The organism is Janthinobacterium sp. TND4EL3 (genome assembly GCF_900156175.1).
Lineage (GTDB): Bacteria > Pseudomonadota > Gammaproteobacteria > Burkholderiales > Burkholderiaceae_D > Janthinobacterium.
Window position 1 is genome coordinate 108908 of sequence record NZ_FTMV01000006.1, and the last position, 14630, is coordinate 123537.

Genomic DNA, 14630 nt, shown 5'->3' on the forward strand with positions numbered 1-14630 from the left:
ATGAATATTTACGAAATCAAAGTAGTCAGCGACAAGCCCATGCAAGTGGGCGAATGCCCGCTCTGGCATGGCAAGGAAGCGGCCCTGTACTGGGTCGACATCGATGGCCGCGCCGTGCACCGCTTGCACCCGGCCAGCGGCAAGCATGAACAGTGGAACATGCCGACGGAACCGTCGGCGCTGGCGATCAACGCGGGCGGCGGCCTGATCGTCGCCCTGCGCAGCGGCTTCGCCCACCTCGACACGAAGACGGGCAGCCTGGCGGAAATCGCCCCGGCGCCGTTCGACATGGCCACCACGCGCTTCAATGACGGCAAGGTCGATCCGGCCGGGCGCTTCTGGGTCGGCACGATTTTCGAGCCGCGCAGCGCCGATGCGGCGGAAATGTTCGTGCTGGAAAAGGGCAATGTGCGCAAGGTCTGGTCGGGCGGCATGACGGTGTCGAACGGCCTGGGCTTTTCCCCGGACAAGCGCACCATGTACCACTCGGATACCACCACGCACCGCATCGACCGCTTCGACTTCGACGCGGCCACGGGCGCCATTTCCGCACCGCACCCGTTCCAGCGCTTTTCCACGGACAAGAAAGCGCTTGATTACGGCGGACGCCCCGATGGCGCGGCCGTCGACAGCGAAGGCAATTACTGGGCGGCCATGTTTGAAGGCGGCAAGATCCTGCGCTTCGCTCCCGATGGCCATCTGCTGGGCGAGATCGCCGTCCCCGTGCGCTGCCCCACCATGGTGACGTTCGGCGGCCCGGACCTGCGCACCCTGTACATCACCAGCGCCAGCCACAACCGCTCGGCAGAGGAAATCGCACACTACCCGTTGACGGGGCACGTGCTGTCCGTGCGCGTGGACGTGGCGGGCCAGCCGGAAACACCATACCAGGCGTAAACGCCTGCCAGCATGAAAAAGCGCCGGCCCCTCGCGGGTACCGGCGCTTTTTAACAAGCGGCCACCGGATTAGCGGGCCAGTACCTTACGGATCGTCTCGGCCAGTTCGGCTGCCACGAACTTGGCCACATAACCGTCGGCGCCCACGCCCTTGACGTGGTCTTCGTTGGTCGAGCCCGTCAACGACGAGTGGATCACCACGGGTATCGTGGCGAAGCGGCCGTCGTTCTTGATGTTGCGCGTCAGGGTAAAACCATCCATTTCCGGCATTTCCAGGTCCGTCAGCACCAGCGCGACCTTGTCTTTCGCCGTCTTGCCTTCCGTGGCCGCCTGGGCCGAGATCGCTTGCAGGCGCTCCCACGCTTCCTTGCCCGTCTTGGTCATGATGAAGGGCACGCCCATCGCTTCGAGGCCTTTTTCGATCAGCGAGCGGGCCAGCGAGGAATCGTCGGCCGCGAGGATCACGGCGCCGGCCGGCAGGCGCACTTGCGGGCCGATGCTGTTTTCGTCCACGTCCGGGTCGCCCGACGGCAGCACGTTGCGCAGGATTTGTTCTACGTCAAGCACTTGCGCCAGGCGCGTCTTGTCCGTGTCGCCATCGAGGCGCGCGATGCTGGTGACGAGGCCACCGCCCACGCTCGATTCGGCCGACAGGACCTGGTTCCATTCCAGGCGCACGATTTCATCGACCTCTTCCACGGCAAACGCCTGTGTCGAGCGCGCGAACTCCGTCACCATCAGGATCTTCAAGCCGCTGCTCTTGCAGCCGACTGCCATCGGCAAGTCGATCACGGGCACGATCTGGCCGCGGATGTTGACCACGCCTAACATATGGGGATGGGAACCGGCTACCGCAGTGATAGCCGGCATCTCCATGATTTCGCGGACTTTGAACACATTGATGCCGAACAGTTCGCGGCTGGTCGAGTGATCGCTGGTGCCCAGCTTGAACAGGAACAGTTCAAATTTATTATTGCCTGTCAGGCTGGTGCGTTCATCGACATCCTGCTGCATTGAATTCATTGTGTCCCCTTGAGCCGTCTTGTAAAGTTAGGTCTGCCTGCCCGCGATGCGGACAGTACTGACTGCACGCCGCATGGACGTCGGGAGGCGGGTTCGGGGCATGGCCGGCGCTGCGGTGCAGTAATCGCGCAACTGCGTACTACCGATAGTTGCGTCGATTTGAGTCTGAATTATACGGTTTTTTACTTTCCTCAAAGCTACTTTACGCCGTCAGCCGCCATCCTGACAGCATTTCTTGACTTCTCTGTTGCTATAGCGCAAATCGTGACGAAAAGCATCAAATATTTCCCCTGCAACCATGGTTGCTTTGAAAAGTCGGACGGCGCATGCGCCGTGCGCCAGCGGCGGCGAAGGGCATATAATGGCCGCGCGGCAGTCCAGCGCGGGCAGACAGGGCAAAACTGCGACGCAAGCACATGGAATGTAGTAAAATTTCTTGCAATTGATGGTTCTGCGTAGTAAATTTACACCACCGATTTCAGTAGCGACAGACTGGCACTTCCGGTCGGCCTCCTCCCGCTCCGGCTCTTTTACTTTTGCGACGACACTCACTTATGGCTCTTACCGATTTTGACCTGGTCCTGTTTGGCGGCAGCGGCGATTTAGCAATGCGCAAATTGCTGCCTGCCATGTATGCGCGCGACGTCGCGAACGATTTGCCGCCGACGGCGCGCATCATCTGCGTGGGCCGCCAGGACAGCGGCCAGGACGCCTTCCTGAAAATGGTGGAAAGCAACTCCCGCCCGCACATCAAGGCCAGCACGCTGAACGCCGCTACCTGGAGCCGCTTCTGCGCGCGCATCGTGTACGTGTCGCTCAACGCCAGCGACGCCTCCACCTACGCCCCGCTGGTCGAAGCGCTGCGCGACGGCGCCGACCTGACCCGCGTGTACTACCTGGCCACGCCGCCGCACCTGTTCGCCTTGATCTGCGACAACCTGGAAGAAAACGGCCTGGTCACGCCGAATTCGCGCGTGGTGCTGGAAAAACCGCTGGGCCGCGACCTGGCCAGCGCCAAGCAGATCAACGCCGAAGTGGGCAAGGTCTTCCAGGAATCGCAGATCTACCGTATCGACCATTACCTGGGCAAGGAAACCGTGCAGAACTTGCTGGCCCTGCGTTTCGGCAATATCCTGTTCGAACCGCTGTGGCGCCGCGAATGGATTTCCGACGTGCAGATCACCATCGCCGAGAAACTGGGCGTGGGCAACCGCATGGGCTACTACGACACCTCGGGCGCGCTGCGCGACATGCTGCAGAACCACTTGCTGCAACTGCTGTGCATCGTCGCCATGGAACCGCCGACTTCGATCGCGCCGGACGCCGTGCGCGATGAAAAGCTGCAAGTGCTGCGCTCGCTCAAGAAATTCACACCGACCACCCTGGCGCAAAACATCGTGCGCGGCCAGTATCGCGCCGGGCATGTCGACGGCGCCACCGTGCCGAGCTACCGCGACGAGCCGGATGCGCCCGAACATTCGCGCACCGAAACCTTTGTCGCGCTGAAGGCGGAAATCGACACCTGGCGCTGGGCCGGCGTGCCGTTCTACCTGCGCACGGGCAAGCGCATGGCCGACAGCCTGGCCGAGATCGTCGTGCGCTTCAAGCAGATCCCGCACTCGATCTTCAACCAGCCCACGTCGAGCTTCCAGCCGAACTGCCTGGTGATCCGCTTGCAGCCCGACGAAGGCTTGCGCATGAACCTGATGGCCAAGACTCCGGGCGACGGCATGCGCTTGAAACCGGCGGAACTGGAACTCGATTTCCGCGAATCGTTCAAGACCCCGCGCATGGACGCCTACGAGCGATTGCTGCTCGACGTCCTGCGCGGCCAGCTGACCCTGTTCATGCGCGGTGACGAACTGGAAGCGGCCTGGGAATGGGTCGAGCCGATACTCGACAACTGGGAACAGAACGACAGCGCGCCGATTCCGTACACGGCCGGCACCTGGGGCCCGGCCGCGGCCAGCGCCCTGATCGGCCGCGACGGCTTGCAGTGGCGTGAAGAGGCCTTGCCTGAGGATTAACAGGCAAGGCAAGGGCCTGCCAGCAGGTGGGCAGGCCCTTTATCTATCATCCCTACAATCCTGAACACCTACCAGAAGACTACCCTGATGCTGCTTGATTCCATCCGCACCCAGCTCGATTCGCTCTCCAAGTCGGAGAAGAAGGTCGCGCTGGCCGTGCTAGACCAGCCCAACCAGACGGTCAGCCAGAACATCACGGCGCTGGCGAAGAGCGCGCAGGTGTCGGAACCGACCGTGGTGCGCTTTTGCCGCACGCTGGGTTACGACGGCTGGCATGAATTCAAGCTGAAGCTGGCGCAGGGCCTGGCCCTGGCCATGCCCGGCGCGAACGAGCAGCCGGCGCAGGACGACCTGGCGGCCGACCTGGTGAATAAAATCTGCAGCCGCTCGATCAACACCCTGCTCGACCTGCGCAACAACCTGAACCCGGAAGCGATCCAGCGCGCACTCGACATCCTGTCGCGCGCCAGCAAGATCGAATTCTACGGCCAGGGCACGTCGGGCATCGTGGCGGCCGACGCGCAGCACAAGTTCTTCCGCTCGGGCGTGCCGACGGTGGCCTACAGCGACCCGAACATCCACAGCATCGCGGCGGCCCTGCTGCGCGGCGGCGACTGCCTGGTGGCCATCTCGCAGCGCGGCAACAGCCCCGCCCTCGTCCGCTCCGTGAAGCTGGCGCGCCGCGGCGGCGCCGACGTGATCGTGCTCGCGCCGTCGGGCACGCCGCTGGCCGACCTGGCGACCGTGCTGATCCCGATCGACCTGGTCTTCAACACCGACCCCTACACCCCGATCTCGGCGCGCCTGGCCTACCTGGTGGTGATCGACGTGCTGGCCGTGGGCCTGGCCCTGCAGCGCGGGCCGGAATTCCGCAAGAAGATGCAGAATGCGCAAAAGGCCTTGCAGGAATTCGACATGCAGTTCGATTCCTTCATCGGTTGAGGCAATAAAGAGCACAGGCGGACTTGCCGGATTAGGTACAATACTTCGGCAAGCCCATTCACTCTTTCCCGTGCAGCCATGAACCAACTCGAACAACTGAAGCAATTTACTACCGTGGTGGCCGACACCGGCGACTTCCAATCGATCCAGGCCTACACGCCGCGCGATGCGACGACGAATCCGTCGCTGATCCTGAAAGCCGTGCAGAAGGATGAATACAAGCCGCTGCTGGAGAAGGCCGTGCGCGACCATCCGAACGCCTCCAACGGCGACATCATCGACCGCCTGCTGATCGCGTTTGGCGTGGAGATCCTGCAAACCATCCCCGGCCGCGTCTCCACCGAAGTCGATGCGCGCCTGTCGTTCGACACGGAAGGCACGGTGGCCAAGGGCCGCGACCTGATTGCCCTGTATTCGAACGCTGGCATTCCACGCGAGCGCGTGCTGATCAAGATCGCCTCCACCTGGGAAGGCATCCGCGCCGCCGCCATCCTGGAACAGGAAGGCATTCGCTGCAACATGACCCTGCTGTTCTCGCTGGCCCAGGCCATCGCCTGCGCCGAAGCGGGCGCGCAGCTCATTTCGCCGTTCGTCGGCCGCATCTACGACTGGTACAAGAAGTCGACGGGCATCGACTACGTGGGCGCGGAAGACCCGGGCGTGCAATCGGTCAAGCGCATCTACAATTACTACCGCAAGTTCGGCTACAAGACCGAGGTGATGGGCGCGAGCTTCCGCAACACCTCGCAAATCCTCGAACTGGCCGGCTGCGACCTGCTCACCATCAGCCCCGACCTGCTGCAAAAGCTGGCCGACAGCGACGCGCCCGTGGAACGCAAGCTGAGCGCCGAGGCGGCGCCGTCGACCAACATCGTGCAGATGTCGCTGAACGAGGAAGCCTTCCGCTTCATGATGAATGAAGACGCGATGGCGACGGAAAAGCTGGCCGAGGGCATCCGCGCCTTCTGCGTCGATTCCGGCAAGCTGAAACAGATGATCGCCGCGCTGCGGTAATCGCATCATTACAACGGGCGAAAAAAAGCGGCGCCGTGCATTGCACGGACGCCGCTTTTTTTATTGGAGTCGTCCTCGTTGGCCTCACGGCGACTGACGGCACCATTGCGAGCGGCAGGGAGGTGTGGCCGAGAAGCACAACTGTGCTGTAGCACAGCGAGCATCGCCGGCCGCAAATCACGACGCGCAGCAGGTGCCGTCAGGCGTCATCAGGAGCAGCGGAAGGTGGCCACGCCCTGATAGTTGCCGCCGTTCGCCAGTTGCACCTTGTAGGCCGCCAGCAGCAGGTAGCGGCCGGTGCCGCCGTCGCCCAGCACCAGCTGCGCGCCCGTGCCACCCGACAGATAGCCGCCGGTGATGCCGCTGGACGCCGGTGAAGCAATGGTGGTGGAAGCCGTTACTTTGCCCGTGCTGCCGCCGGCGCTGGCGTCGATGGCCAGTACGACCTTGGCGCCGGAGGCATCGAAAGCCATGCTGGCATTGCCGCTGGCCGTGCCGAAGTCGGCGCCCGACGGGACGCTGCTGCCGCCCGTGTAGCTTGGCGCCGTGAACGTGCCCGCATCGCAGGCGAACGTGCCGCTCGCTGGCAGCGCGGCGAGCACATTGTAGGCGACGTAATGCGCGCTGGCATTGTTGCCGGTCAAGGTCGTGGCGCCAGTGCTGCTGCTGAACGCGCCCTTGAACCAGCGCCCCTGCGCGAAGGTCGCGTCGCCGCTGATCTCGCGCGTCACGGCCGGGTTGCCCGTAAAGACGATGCCGCCGATGGTGCTCAAGGCGCCGGACGCATCCTGTACCAGCGCGCCAGCCTTGCCATTGCTCTGCAAGCCTATCGACGTCAAGACGAAACGGCTGCTGTCGCCACTGGCGAAACGGGCGCTGACGGAGCCCGTGCTGTCGCCACTGGCCGTTGGCGCGACGGGCGGGTTTACGGCAACAGCCGGGTCCGCTGGGGAAGACGAGCCGCCACCGCCGCAGGCAACCAGTGAGCCGGCGACGAGGGTCAAAACAAGAGCGTGATTCAATTGCATGCTGTTCCAGTAAAAAATGTAACGCATCCTTGGCACATGCCAAAAATTTAACGCCGAATATTATGCAATATTTCTCAAGAGAATGCTTTCTCAGAAGAAAGTTACTAATGTCAACAATGTGACTATAGCGCGCACAACTGTGTCATGGCGCCACGCAGAAGGTAGAATGCAAAGCTACAGTCCGCTTCTCGCTTGCCAACGTCAACGCCATGCAATCACCGATCACCATCCGCCTGGGCCGCCGCGCCCGCGCCCGCATCGCCGAACGCGGCTTGCGCGCACTCGACGTCGCCATCGTGCCTGCCGCAGCGGGCGGACCCAAAGGCCTGATCCTGCACCAGCTTGACTGCTGGCTGTTCGGCGACTTTCTGGCGCAGGCGCCGCGCCCGCGTCATTTCGTCGGCGCCTCGATCGGCGCCTGGCGCATGGCTGCCGCCGTGTTTCCCGACCCGGTCGCCGCGCAGCGCCGCCTGGTGCGCGAGTACGTGGGCCAGCGCTATCCCGACAAGCCCGAGGCGGCGCACGTCAGCCGTACCTGCCGCGCCCTGCTCGACGCCGTGCTCGATGGCCAGGATGCGCAACTGCTGCGGCATGCGCACCACAGCCTGGGCGTGCTGGCCGTGCGCGGTATCGGTGCGCTGGCGCAGCCGGGCACATGGCGCGACCGGCGCGGTTTCCTGCTGGCGGCCGCCAACAACGCCGTGGCGCGTGCGCGGCTGGCCGCCTCGCTGGAACGGACTGTATTTCATGCAGGCCCGGATGGCGCCAGCTGGCTGCGTGCGCGCTTCGACGCCTTTCACTCGCATTTCGTGCCGCTGGCGCAGGACAACCTGCGCGAAGCCTTGCTGGCTTCCGGCGCCATCCCGCTGGTGCTCGACGCGGTGACGGACATCGCCGGCGCGCCGCCCGGACGCTACTGGGATGGCGGCCTGGTCGACTACCACCTGCACCTGCCCTACCAGCGGGAACCGGACCTGGTGCTGTACCCGCATTTTGCCGACCATATCGTGCCGGGCTGGCTGGACAAGGCCATGCCCTGGCGCCGCGTGCGCGGCGGCGATAGCGCACTCGACAACATGATCCTCGTTTCGCCCTCGCCCGCCTTCGTGGCCAGCCTGCCAAACGGCAAGCTGCCGGACCGGCGCGACTTTTCCCATTACGGGCAAGACCACGCGGCGCGCATGCGCGACTGGCGCCGCGCCATCGCCGAAAGCGAGCGCATGGCCGCCGCTTTCGCCCGCTGGGCCGAGCAGCCGGACCTGCGCCAGGCGCTCGACCTGTAGCACGGGCGAGACTGCAACAGGCGCACGAACAAGCGCGCGTTTCCCTCGCCTCTTGGTCACTTATCAGTGCATACTATGTCGCACAGGCAATTTAAATCCCCTTTGCGCCAGGAGTTACGACCATGCACGCTCTCTCCCACCTTCGTATCGGCACGCGCCTGGCAGCGGGTTTCGCGCTGGTGCTGCTGCTCTCCGTGGCCTCCACCGCATACGCGTTGTACAGTGCCCATGCGAATGCCGAGGCGACCCGGCACATGATGGAAAAGCCGCTGGCCAAGGAACGCCTGGTATCAGACTGGTATGTACTCATTTATTCGGCCATCGCGCGCACCTCGATGATCGCCAGGAGCACGGATGAAACGCTGTCGAGCGTGTTTGCCGAGACCATCGCCGACAGCACCAGGCAGGGGGGCGAACTGCTGAAGCAAATCGAGTCCCTGCTCGTCAGCGAAGAGGAAAAGTCCATTTTCAAGGCGTCCATTGCCGAGCGCGTCAAATACCAGGATGCCAAGACACAGGTAATGAACGCGCGCAAGGGCGGCAGCGCGGCCCAGGCGGAAAGCATCTACCGCGACAGCTTTGCCCCGGCTGCGGCCCGCTACCAGAACCACGTCAAGGTCCTGCTGTCGCAACAGCGCAAGGCCATCGACGCCACGGCGCACGCCATCGAGGCGGCCAATGAGCGCAGCTTCACCCTGTTGCTGCTGCTATGCGCCCTGGTGGTGGCGCTGGGCAGCGTCTGTGCCTGGCTGATCACGCGCTCGATCACCGCGCCCCTGCAGGCGGCAGTGAAAGTGGCAGAAACCGTTGCGGCGGGCGACCTGCGCACGCAATTCGACAAGGCGAGCGGCGATGAAATTGGCGACCTGATGCGCGCGCTGCAAGGCATGAACGAAGCGCTGCGCAAGGTCGTCTCCGAGGTACAGACGGGCACCAATGCCATTGCCACCTCTTCAGGCGAAATCGCCGCCGGCAACGCCGACCTGTCGGCACGCACGGAGCAGCAAGCCAGTTCACTGGAAGAGACGGCCTCGTCAATGGAGGAGCTGACGTCGACCGTGAAACAGAATGCCGACAATGCGCGCCAGGCGAACCAGATGGCCGTGGCCGCCTCCGGCGTGGCCGAACGGGGCGGCAGCATCGTCAGCCAGGTGGTCGACACCATGGGCGCCATCGATACGGCATCGACGAAGATCGTCGACATCATCGGCGTCATCGACGGCATCGCCTTCCAGACAAATATCCTGGCCCTGAACGCGGCCGTCGAAGCGGCGCGGGCGGGCGAGCAGGGGCGCGGCTTTGCCGTCGTCGCCACGGAAGTACGCAGCCTGGCGCAACGCTCGGCCGCCGCGGCGCGTGAAATCAAGACCCTGATCGGCGACTCGGTGGAACAGGTCAACAACGGCACCCGGCTGGTGCAGCAGGCCGGCAGCACCATGGGCGAAGTGGTCGACAGCGTGCGTCGCGTCACCGACATCATGGCCGAGATCACGGCCGCCAGCGCCGAGCAAAGCATGGGCATCGACCAGGTCAACCAGGCCATCGCGCAGATGGACCAGGTAACGCAGCAAAACGCGGCCCTGGTGGAGGAAGCGGCGGCCGCCGCCGAAAGCATGCAGGACCAGGCGGCGCGCCTGGCGCAGGTGGCGGCCGGTTTCCAGCTCGACCACGTGGCCGTGGCGGCGCCGCCGGCGCACCGCGCGCGCCCGGCCGCCAGCCATTTGGCCCACAAGCCGCCGCCCCGCAAGCCGCTTGCCAGGCCACAAGGCGCGGCCCCGGGCACGCCACCGGTGCGCCAGTCCCCCACGCACACGGCAAGCGAGCAGGACTGGGAAGAGTTTTAAGGCTGGCAACGCCACCACCTGAAAGAAATGGCTATTTCACCGTCAGGTGTGGGAATGCTCCCAGCGTTGCTTTCAGTAACGCTTCTGGCGAGCGGATGCGCCCGGCGTCGAGGTTCCAGCGCCGTGCCAGGTAATTCGACAGGCAGCGCGTCGCCACGCCGTGAAAGGGCCGCAGCCATGCGCGCAGGCGGCTGTGATAAGCGTTGACGTTCTGTACATGGGCGGCTCCTGTTTGTCTGCTATAGACAGTCAGACAGCCGGGGCGGAGCAAGATTCCTGGAAATCCCCTACTTAACAGGGACAGCGCCAAAGAAATTGACAGCGGCATGGCGCGCGAGGATACTTGTTTCAGGTGGGATGGCGCGCCACCGGCTGCTGGACAAGGGCGCCTCGCATCGTTCTGCGGGAGCACGAACATGATACGCATCAGAGAGCAACTGCGTCTGCGCCTCCTTTCCCCCCTGCTGCTGTGCACAGTCCTGGCCTCCTGCGCCACCGCGCCCTCCCCGCCGCCACCGCCACCCGACCTGTTCAACGACACCAACTTCGCCCCGCCCGCCACGCCGGTCGAGCCGCAGCGGGCATTTGCCGTCAGCGAGGCCATGCAACGCTATGTGCGCATCGATATTGCGCGCGAGGCACGCGGCAAGAATCCGCGCCGCGCGCTCGCCAACGCGCTGTACAACAAGGCCGGCCTGCAGGTGGAATACGATGCGGCCATGACGCGCACGGCGGCGCAAACCTTCGATGAGCGCCGCGGGAACTGCCTGTCGCTGGTGTTGATGACGGCTGCCCTGGCCAAGGAAATGGGACTGGAGGTTCGCTATCAGGCGGTACTGGGCGACGATGCGTGGAGCCGTAGCGGAGACTTATACTTTGTCGCCGGCCATGTCAACCTGGTGCTGGGCCGACGCATGGCTCAGGAAAGCGGCATTTATGACGTCGATACGGAACTGCTGATCGACTTCCTGCCGCCCCAGGATCTGACGGGCCAGCGCACGCGCACAATCAGCGAAACGACCGTCCTTGCCATGTACCTCAACAACCGCGCCGCGGAAACCATGGCCAGCGGTGAGCTCGACCAGGCTTACTGGCTTGCCCGCGCCGCCATCGTGCAAGACCCCGCATTTTCGGGCGCGTTCAACACACTGGGCATCATCCAGCTGCGCCACGGCGACCTTGAGCCGGCACGGCGCACACTGGCCTATGCGCTGGAGCGCTCGCCATCGAACACCGTGCTGCTATCGAACCTGGCGCAGGCGCTCGATGAACTGGGGCGGACAGATGAAGCGCTGCTGATGCGGCGCAGGCTGCTGGCCCTGCAGCCCGAGGCGCCATTCCACTTTTTCAACCTGGGCCAGCTGGCCATGAAAAACGCCGACTACCAGGAAGCGGCGCGCCTGTTCAAGCGCGAAATCGCACGCGATCCGTACTACCACGAATTCCATTTCTGGCTGGCGCAAGCCTATGCGCGCCTGGGCCAGCTGGCGCAGGCCGGCCAGCAGCTGCAGCTGGCGATGGACAACAGCACCACGCGCAGCGATCACGGACTGTACGCCGCCAAGCTGCAGCGCCTGCGCGCCGCCAACCGTTAATCTTCCAGGAACATCTGCTGCAGGTCGTTCAGGAAGCACAAGCCCCGTTCCGTCGGGCGGATGAGCTGGTGGTCGCGGTACAGCAAGCCTTTCGCCTCGGCCGCATCGAGCGCCTTGTCGATGGCGTTGAGGGCTACGCCCGTGCGCTCGGCGAACAGGTTGGGCGAAAAGCCCTGCGTCAGGCGCAAGGTATTGAGCATGAATTCGAAGCCCATTTCCTCGCGCGCCAGTTCGCGCTCTTCCTGCACCGGATTGCCGGCCAGTACCGCGTCCATGTAGGCGCGCGGCTGCTTGTAGCGGGCCTGGCGCAGCACGCGGTGCGGGAACGAAATCTTCGAATGCGCGCCCGCGCCAATGCCGAGATAGTCGCCAAATTCCCAGTAATTGCGGTTGTGGCGCGCCTGGCGGCCCGGCTGCGCGTAAGCCGACACTTCGTAGCGGCCATAGCCCGCCTGCGCCGCGCGCGCGGCCACCATGTCGGCGATGTCGGCGCTCTCGTCGTCGTCCGGCAGCACCGGCGGATACTTGGCGAACAGGGTGTTCGGTTCGAGCGTCAGGTGGTACAGCGACAGGTGCGGCGGCGCGAACGCCAGCGCCGTCTCCAGGTCCTGCTGCGCCTCGGCCAGTGTCTGCGTGGGCAGCGCATACATCAGGTCGAGATTGAAATTGTCGAAATTCGCGTGCGCGATGTCCACCGCGCGGCGTGCCTCGCTGTCATCATGGATGCGCCCCAGCGCCTGCAAATGGCGCCCATTGAAGCTCTGGATGCCGATGGACAGGCGGTTGATGCCGCTGGCACGGTAGGACTTGAATTTTTCCGCTTCAAAGGTGCCCGGATTGGCTTCCATGGTGATTTCGCAGTCCGGCTCCAGCGGCAGCAGGGTGCGCACGTCCGACATCAAGCGGTCCAGCCCCGCCGCCGACATCAGGCTGGGCGTGCCGCCGCCGATGAAAATCGTGTGGATCTTGCGGCCCCAGATCAGCGGCAGCGCCATTTCCAGGTCCAGCCGCAGGGCCGCCAGGTATTCGGCTTCCGGCAAGTCGCCGCGCACCTCGTGCGAATTGAAGTCGCAATACGGGCATTTTTTCACGCACCACGGAAAATGGATGTACAGCGACAGCGGCGGCAGCGCCGTCAGGTTCAGCGCGCCCGGCTGCAGGTACTTCAGGGCCGCCCCGGCGGCGCCGGAGATACCTTCCTGCGGCGCCGGGGCGGCGCCGGGCTTGGCTGCAGATTTGGCAACGGCGCCCACCAGTTTGATCGGGATCATCGCAGCTTTTCCACCAGCGCGCGCAGGGCCTGGCCCCGGTGCGACAGCGCGTTCTTTTCGTCGGAAGTCAGTTCGGCCGCGCACTTGCCCAGCGCGGGAATGAAGAAATGCGGATCGTAGCCAAAGCCGCCGTTGCCGCGCGGCAAGGCGATCATCTCGCCGTTCCAGCGGCCGTCGGCGATCACGGGCTGCGGGTCGTCCGCATGGCGCACGTACACCAGCACGCAATAGTAGTACGCGGACTTGTCGGCATGCGCTTCCAGGTCGGCGATCAGTTTGGCGCTGTTGGCCGCGTCCGATTTCGGTTCGCCCGCATAGCGGGCCGAATACACGCCGGGCGCGCCGCCCAGCGCATTGACGCACACGCCGGAATCGTCGGCCAGCGCCGGCAAGCCCGTCAGGCGAGACGCGTGGCGCGCCTTTTGCAGGGCGTTTTCGACGAAGGTGTGGAACGGTTCGTCGCTTTCCGGGACGTCGTACTCGCCCTGGGCATGGACGGAAAAACCGATGATCGAGAGCAGCTCGTTGAACTCCTTGAGCTTGCCGGCATTGTTCGAGGCGAGGATGAGGCGTTGGGTCATGTCAGTAATCCGGTTGAAGTGCCGACATTGTAAACCTTTTGCACGCCCCCCACCTCGCCCCGCCGCTGCCGCAAGAAGCGGCAAATGTGGGTTTTTTGCCCGGCGCGGCGGGCGGCCATGTGTAAATTTACGTAAAGATCAGATGCCCAATGCCTGCTTCTGCAGGGCGATCAGGTCGGCGATGCCGCCTTGCGCCAGGTCCAGCAGGCGGTTCATGCCGGCGCGGTCGAAGGCGGCGCCTTCGGCCGTGCCCTGCACTTCGATGAAGTGGCCCGCTTCCGTCATCACCACGTTCATGTCCGTGTCGCAGCCCGAGTCTTCCACGTAGTCGAGGTCCAGCACCGGCATGCCCTGGTAGACGCCCACCGAGATGGCGGCGACGAAGCTTTTCACGGGAATGGCGGCGATGGCGCCGCGCGCCTGCAGCTGGGAAAACGCGTCATAGGCGGCCACCATGGCGCCCGTGATGGAGGCCGTGCGCGTGCCGCCGTCGGCCTGGATCACGTCGCAATCGAGGTGCAAGGTGCGCTCGCCAAACGCCTGCAAATCGAAGGCGGCGCGCAGCGAGCGGCCGATCAGGCGCTGGATTTCCTGCGTGCGGCCGGACTGCTTGCCGCGCGCCGCCTCGCGGTCCATGCGCGTATGCGTCGAGCGGGGCAGCATGCCGTATTCGGCCGTCAGCCAGCCCTGTCCCTTGCCCTTGAGAAAGCCCGGCACCTTGTCTTCGATGCTGGCGGTGCAGATGACCTTGGTGTCGCCGCACTCGATCAGCACCGAGCCTTCGGCATGCTTGGTGTACTGGCGGGTGATGCGGATGGCGCGCAGCGCGTCGACGGCGCGGCCGCTCGGGCGGGATTCAAATGTCATGGAAGGTCCTGTGTGATTGGGTTGCGGCAGCGATTTTACCACCGCGCGCCCATCCATTTGCAGTCATGCAACAGCGCAGGCCGCAATGACGGGGGCGCACACATGATCCCTACAATCCTGCCCCGCCATACACAATTTTCTTTACAATGCCGTAAAACGCACACTATTCAGCAATTTTCAGGCCATCATGCGATCTGGCACTGTTTTACGACGCGGGCGGTATTGCCTGCGCTGGCTGATTAAGTGTATAAGTGACTG

13 protein-coding genes and 1 pseudogene are annotated in these 14630 nt (G+C 64.2%); 7 read left to right on the forward strand and 7 right to left on the reverse strand.

Annotation, left to right across the window (positions count from 1 at the left end):
* A complete protein-coding gene (locus BXA07_RS11565; protein WP_076568087.1) occupies positions 1-897 on the forward strand; it encodes an SMP-30/gluconolactonase/LRE family protein in 897 nt (298 codons plus the stop codon).
* Between the two features lie 69 nt (positions 898-966).
* Here BXA07_RS11565 and BXA07_RS11570 read toward each other — a convergent pair whose 3' ends face one another.
* Positions 967-1920 (reverse strand): chemotaxis protein, encoded by a 954-nt coding sequence (locus BXA07_RS11570; protein ID WP_076568088.1) that lies wholly within the window; start codon positions 1918-1920, stop codon positions 967-969.
* A gap of 210 nt (positions 1921-2130) precedes the next feature.
* Positions 2131-2472 (reverse strand): hypothetical protein, encoded by a 342-nt coding sequence (locus BXA07_RS30115; RefSeq protein ID WP_139335536.1) that lies wholly within the window; start codon positions 2470-2472, stop codon positions 2131-2133.
* Positions 2473-2474: 2 nt separating this feature from the next.
* Here BXA07_RS30115 and zwf point away from each other — a divergent pair, with 2 nt between their 5' ends.
* From zwf to tal, 3 genes are all read left to right on the forward strand, one after another.
* A complete protein-coding gene (zwf, locus tag BXA07_RS11575) occupies positions 2475-3947 on the forward strand; it encodes a glucose-6-phosphate dehydrogenase (RefSeq protein ID WP_076568089.1) in 1473 nt (490 codons plus the stop codon).
* Positions 3948-4034: 87 nt separating this feature from the next.
* On the forward strand, positions 4035-4889 hold the full coding sequence (locus BXA07_RS11580) for an SIS domain-containing protein (protein ID WP_071075885.1): 855 nt from the start codon (positions 4035-4037) through the stop codon (positions 4887-4889).
* A 78-nt stretch (positions 4890-4967) separates the two neighbouring features.
* A complete protein-coding gene (gene tal / locus BXA07_RS11585) occupies positions 4968-5903 on the forward strand; it encodes a transaldolase (protein WP_076568090.1) in 936 nt (311 codons plus the stop codon).
* A gap of 209 nt (positions 5904-6112) precedes the next feature.
* Here tal and BXA07_RS11590 read toward each other — a convergent pair whose 3' ends face one another.
* Entirely contained in the window at positions 6113-6931 is an 819-nt protein-coding gene (locus BXA07_RS11590; protein ID WP_139335537.1) for a hypothetical protein, read from the reverse strand.
* 209 nt (positions 6932-7140) lie between these two features.
* On the opposite strand from BXA07_RS11590, the gene BXA07_RS11595 reads away from it, so the two are divergent.
* Positions 7141-8214 carry a patatin-like phospholipase family protein gene (locus BXA07_RS11595; RefSeq protein WP_076568092.1) on the forward strand — a complete coding sequence of 358 codons (1074 nt, stop codon included), beginning with the start codon at positions 7141-7143 and terminating at the stop codon, positions 8212-8214.
* A gap of 122 nt (positions 8215-8336) precedes the next feature.
* Complete coding sequence (locus BXA07_RS11600; protein ID WP_076568093.1) at positions 8337-10058, forward strand: methyl-accepting chemotaxis protein; 1722 nt, start codon at positions 8337-8339, stop codon at positions 10056-10058.
* A 31-nt stretch (positions 10059-10089) separates the two neighbouring features.
* Here BXA07_RS11600 and BXA07_RS30120 read toward each other — a convergent pair.
* Positions 10090-10278 (reverse strand): annotated as a pseudogene (locus BXA07_RS30120) (IS1595 family transposase); the annotation flags it as partial.
* 196 nt (positions 10279-10474) lie between these two features.
* Between BXA07_RS30120 and BXA07_RS11605 the strand changes: the two are divergent.
* On the forward strand, positions 10475-11653 hold the full coding sequence (locus BXA07_RS11605) for a tetratricopeptide repeat protein (RefSeq protein WP_076568094.1): 1179 nt from the start codon (positions 10475-10477) through the stop codon (positions 11651-11653).
* Here the strand turns inward: BXA07_RS11605 and hemW are convergent.
* The 3 genes from hemW to rph all read right to left on the reverse strand — a co-directional run bounded on the left by hemW (position 11650) and on the right by rph (position 14372).
* Positions 11650-12924 carry a radical SAM family heme chaperone HemW gene (gene hemW / locus BXA07_RS11610; RefSeq protein ID WP_076568095.1) on the reverse strand — a complete coding sequence of 425 codons (1275 nt, stop codon included), beginning with the start codon at positions 12922-12924 and terminating at the stop codon, positions 11650-11652. The two genes, BXA07_RS11605 and hemW, sit on opposite strands and share 4 nt — an antisense overlap.
* A complete protein-coding gene (rdgB, locus tag BXA07_RS11615) occupies positions 12921-13505 on the reverse strand; it encodes an RdgB/HAM1 family non-canonical purine NTP pyrophosphatase (RefSeq protein ID WP_076568096.1) in 585 nt (194 codons plus the stop codon). The genes hemW and rdgB overlap by 4 nt, the downstream gene beginning before the upstream one ends.
* Positions 13506-13643: 138 nt before the next feature.
* The gene (gene rph / locus BXA07_RS11620) at positions 13644-14372 is read right to left on the reverse strand and encodes a ribonuclease PH (protein WP_034787067.1); all 729 of its coding nucleotides are present in this window, start codon (positions 14370-14372) and stop codon (positions 13644-13646) included.
* Between the last annotated feature and the right edge of the window lie 258 nt (positions 14373-14630).

Bases quoted from the DNA above. Each gene is read 5' to 3' on its own strand.
- BXA07_RS11565 (WP_076568087.1), top strand. From the start codon at position 1: ATGAATATTTACGAAATCAAAGTAGTCAGCGACAAGCCCATGCAAGTG.
- BXA07_RS11600 (WP_076568093.1), top strand. From the start codon at position 8,337: ATGCACGCTCTCTCCCACCTTCGTATCGGCACGCGCCTGGCAGCGGGT.
- BXA07_RS11580 (WP_071075885.1), top strand. From the start codon at position 4,035: ATGCTGCTTGATTCCATCCGCACCCAGCTCGATTCGCTCTCCAAGTCG.
- BXA07_RS11590 (WP_139335537.1), bottom strand. From the start codon at position 6,931: ATGCAATTGAATCACGCTCTTGTTTTGACCCTCGTCGCCGGCTCACTG.
- BXA07_RS11570 (WP_076568088.1), bottom strand. From the start codon at position 1,920: ATGAATTCAATGCAGCAGGATGTCGATGAACGCACCAGCCTGACAGGC.
- rph (WP_034787067.1), bottom strand. From the start codon at position 14,372: ATGACATTTGAATCCCGCCCGAGCGGCCGCGCCGTCGACGCGCTGCGC.
- BXA07_RS11605 (WP_076568094.1), top strand. From the start codon at position 10,475: ATGATACGCATCAGAGAGCAACTGCGTCTGCGCCTCCTTTCCCCCCTG.
- zwf (WP_076568089.1), top strand. From the start codon at position 2,475: ATGGCTCTTACCGATTTTGACCTGGTCCTGTTTGGCGGCAGCGGCGAT.
- BXA07_RS11595 (WP_076568092.1), top strand. From the start codon at position 7,141: ATGCAATCACCGATCACCATCCGCCTGGGCCGCCGCGCCCGCGCCCGC.
- rdgB (WP_076568096.1), bottom strand. From the start codon at position 13,505: ATGACCCAACGCCTCATCCTCGCCTCGAACAATGCCGGCAAGCTCAAG.
- tal (WP_076568090.1), top strand. From the start codon at position 4,968: ATGAACCAACTCGAACAACTGAAGCAATTTACTACCGTGGTGGCCGAC.
- hemW (WP_076568095.1), bottom strand. From the start codon at position 12,924: ATGATCCCGATCAAACTGGTGGGCGCCGTTGCCAAATCTGCAGCCAAG.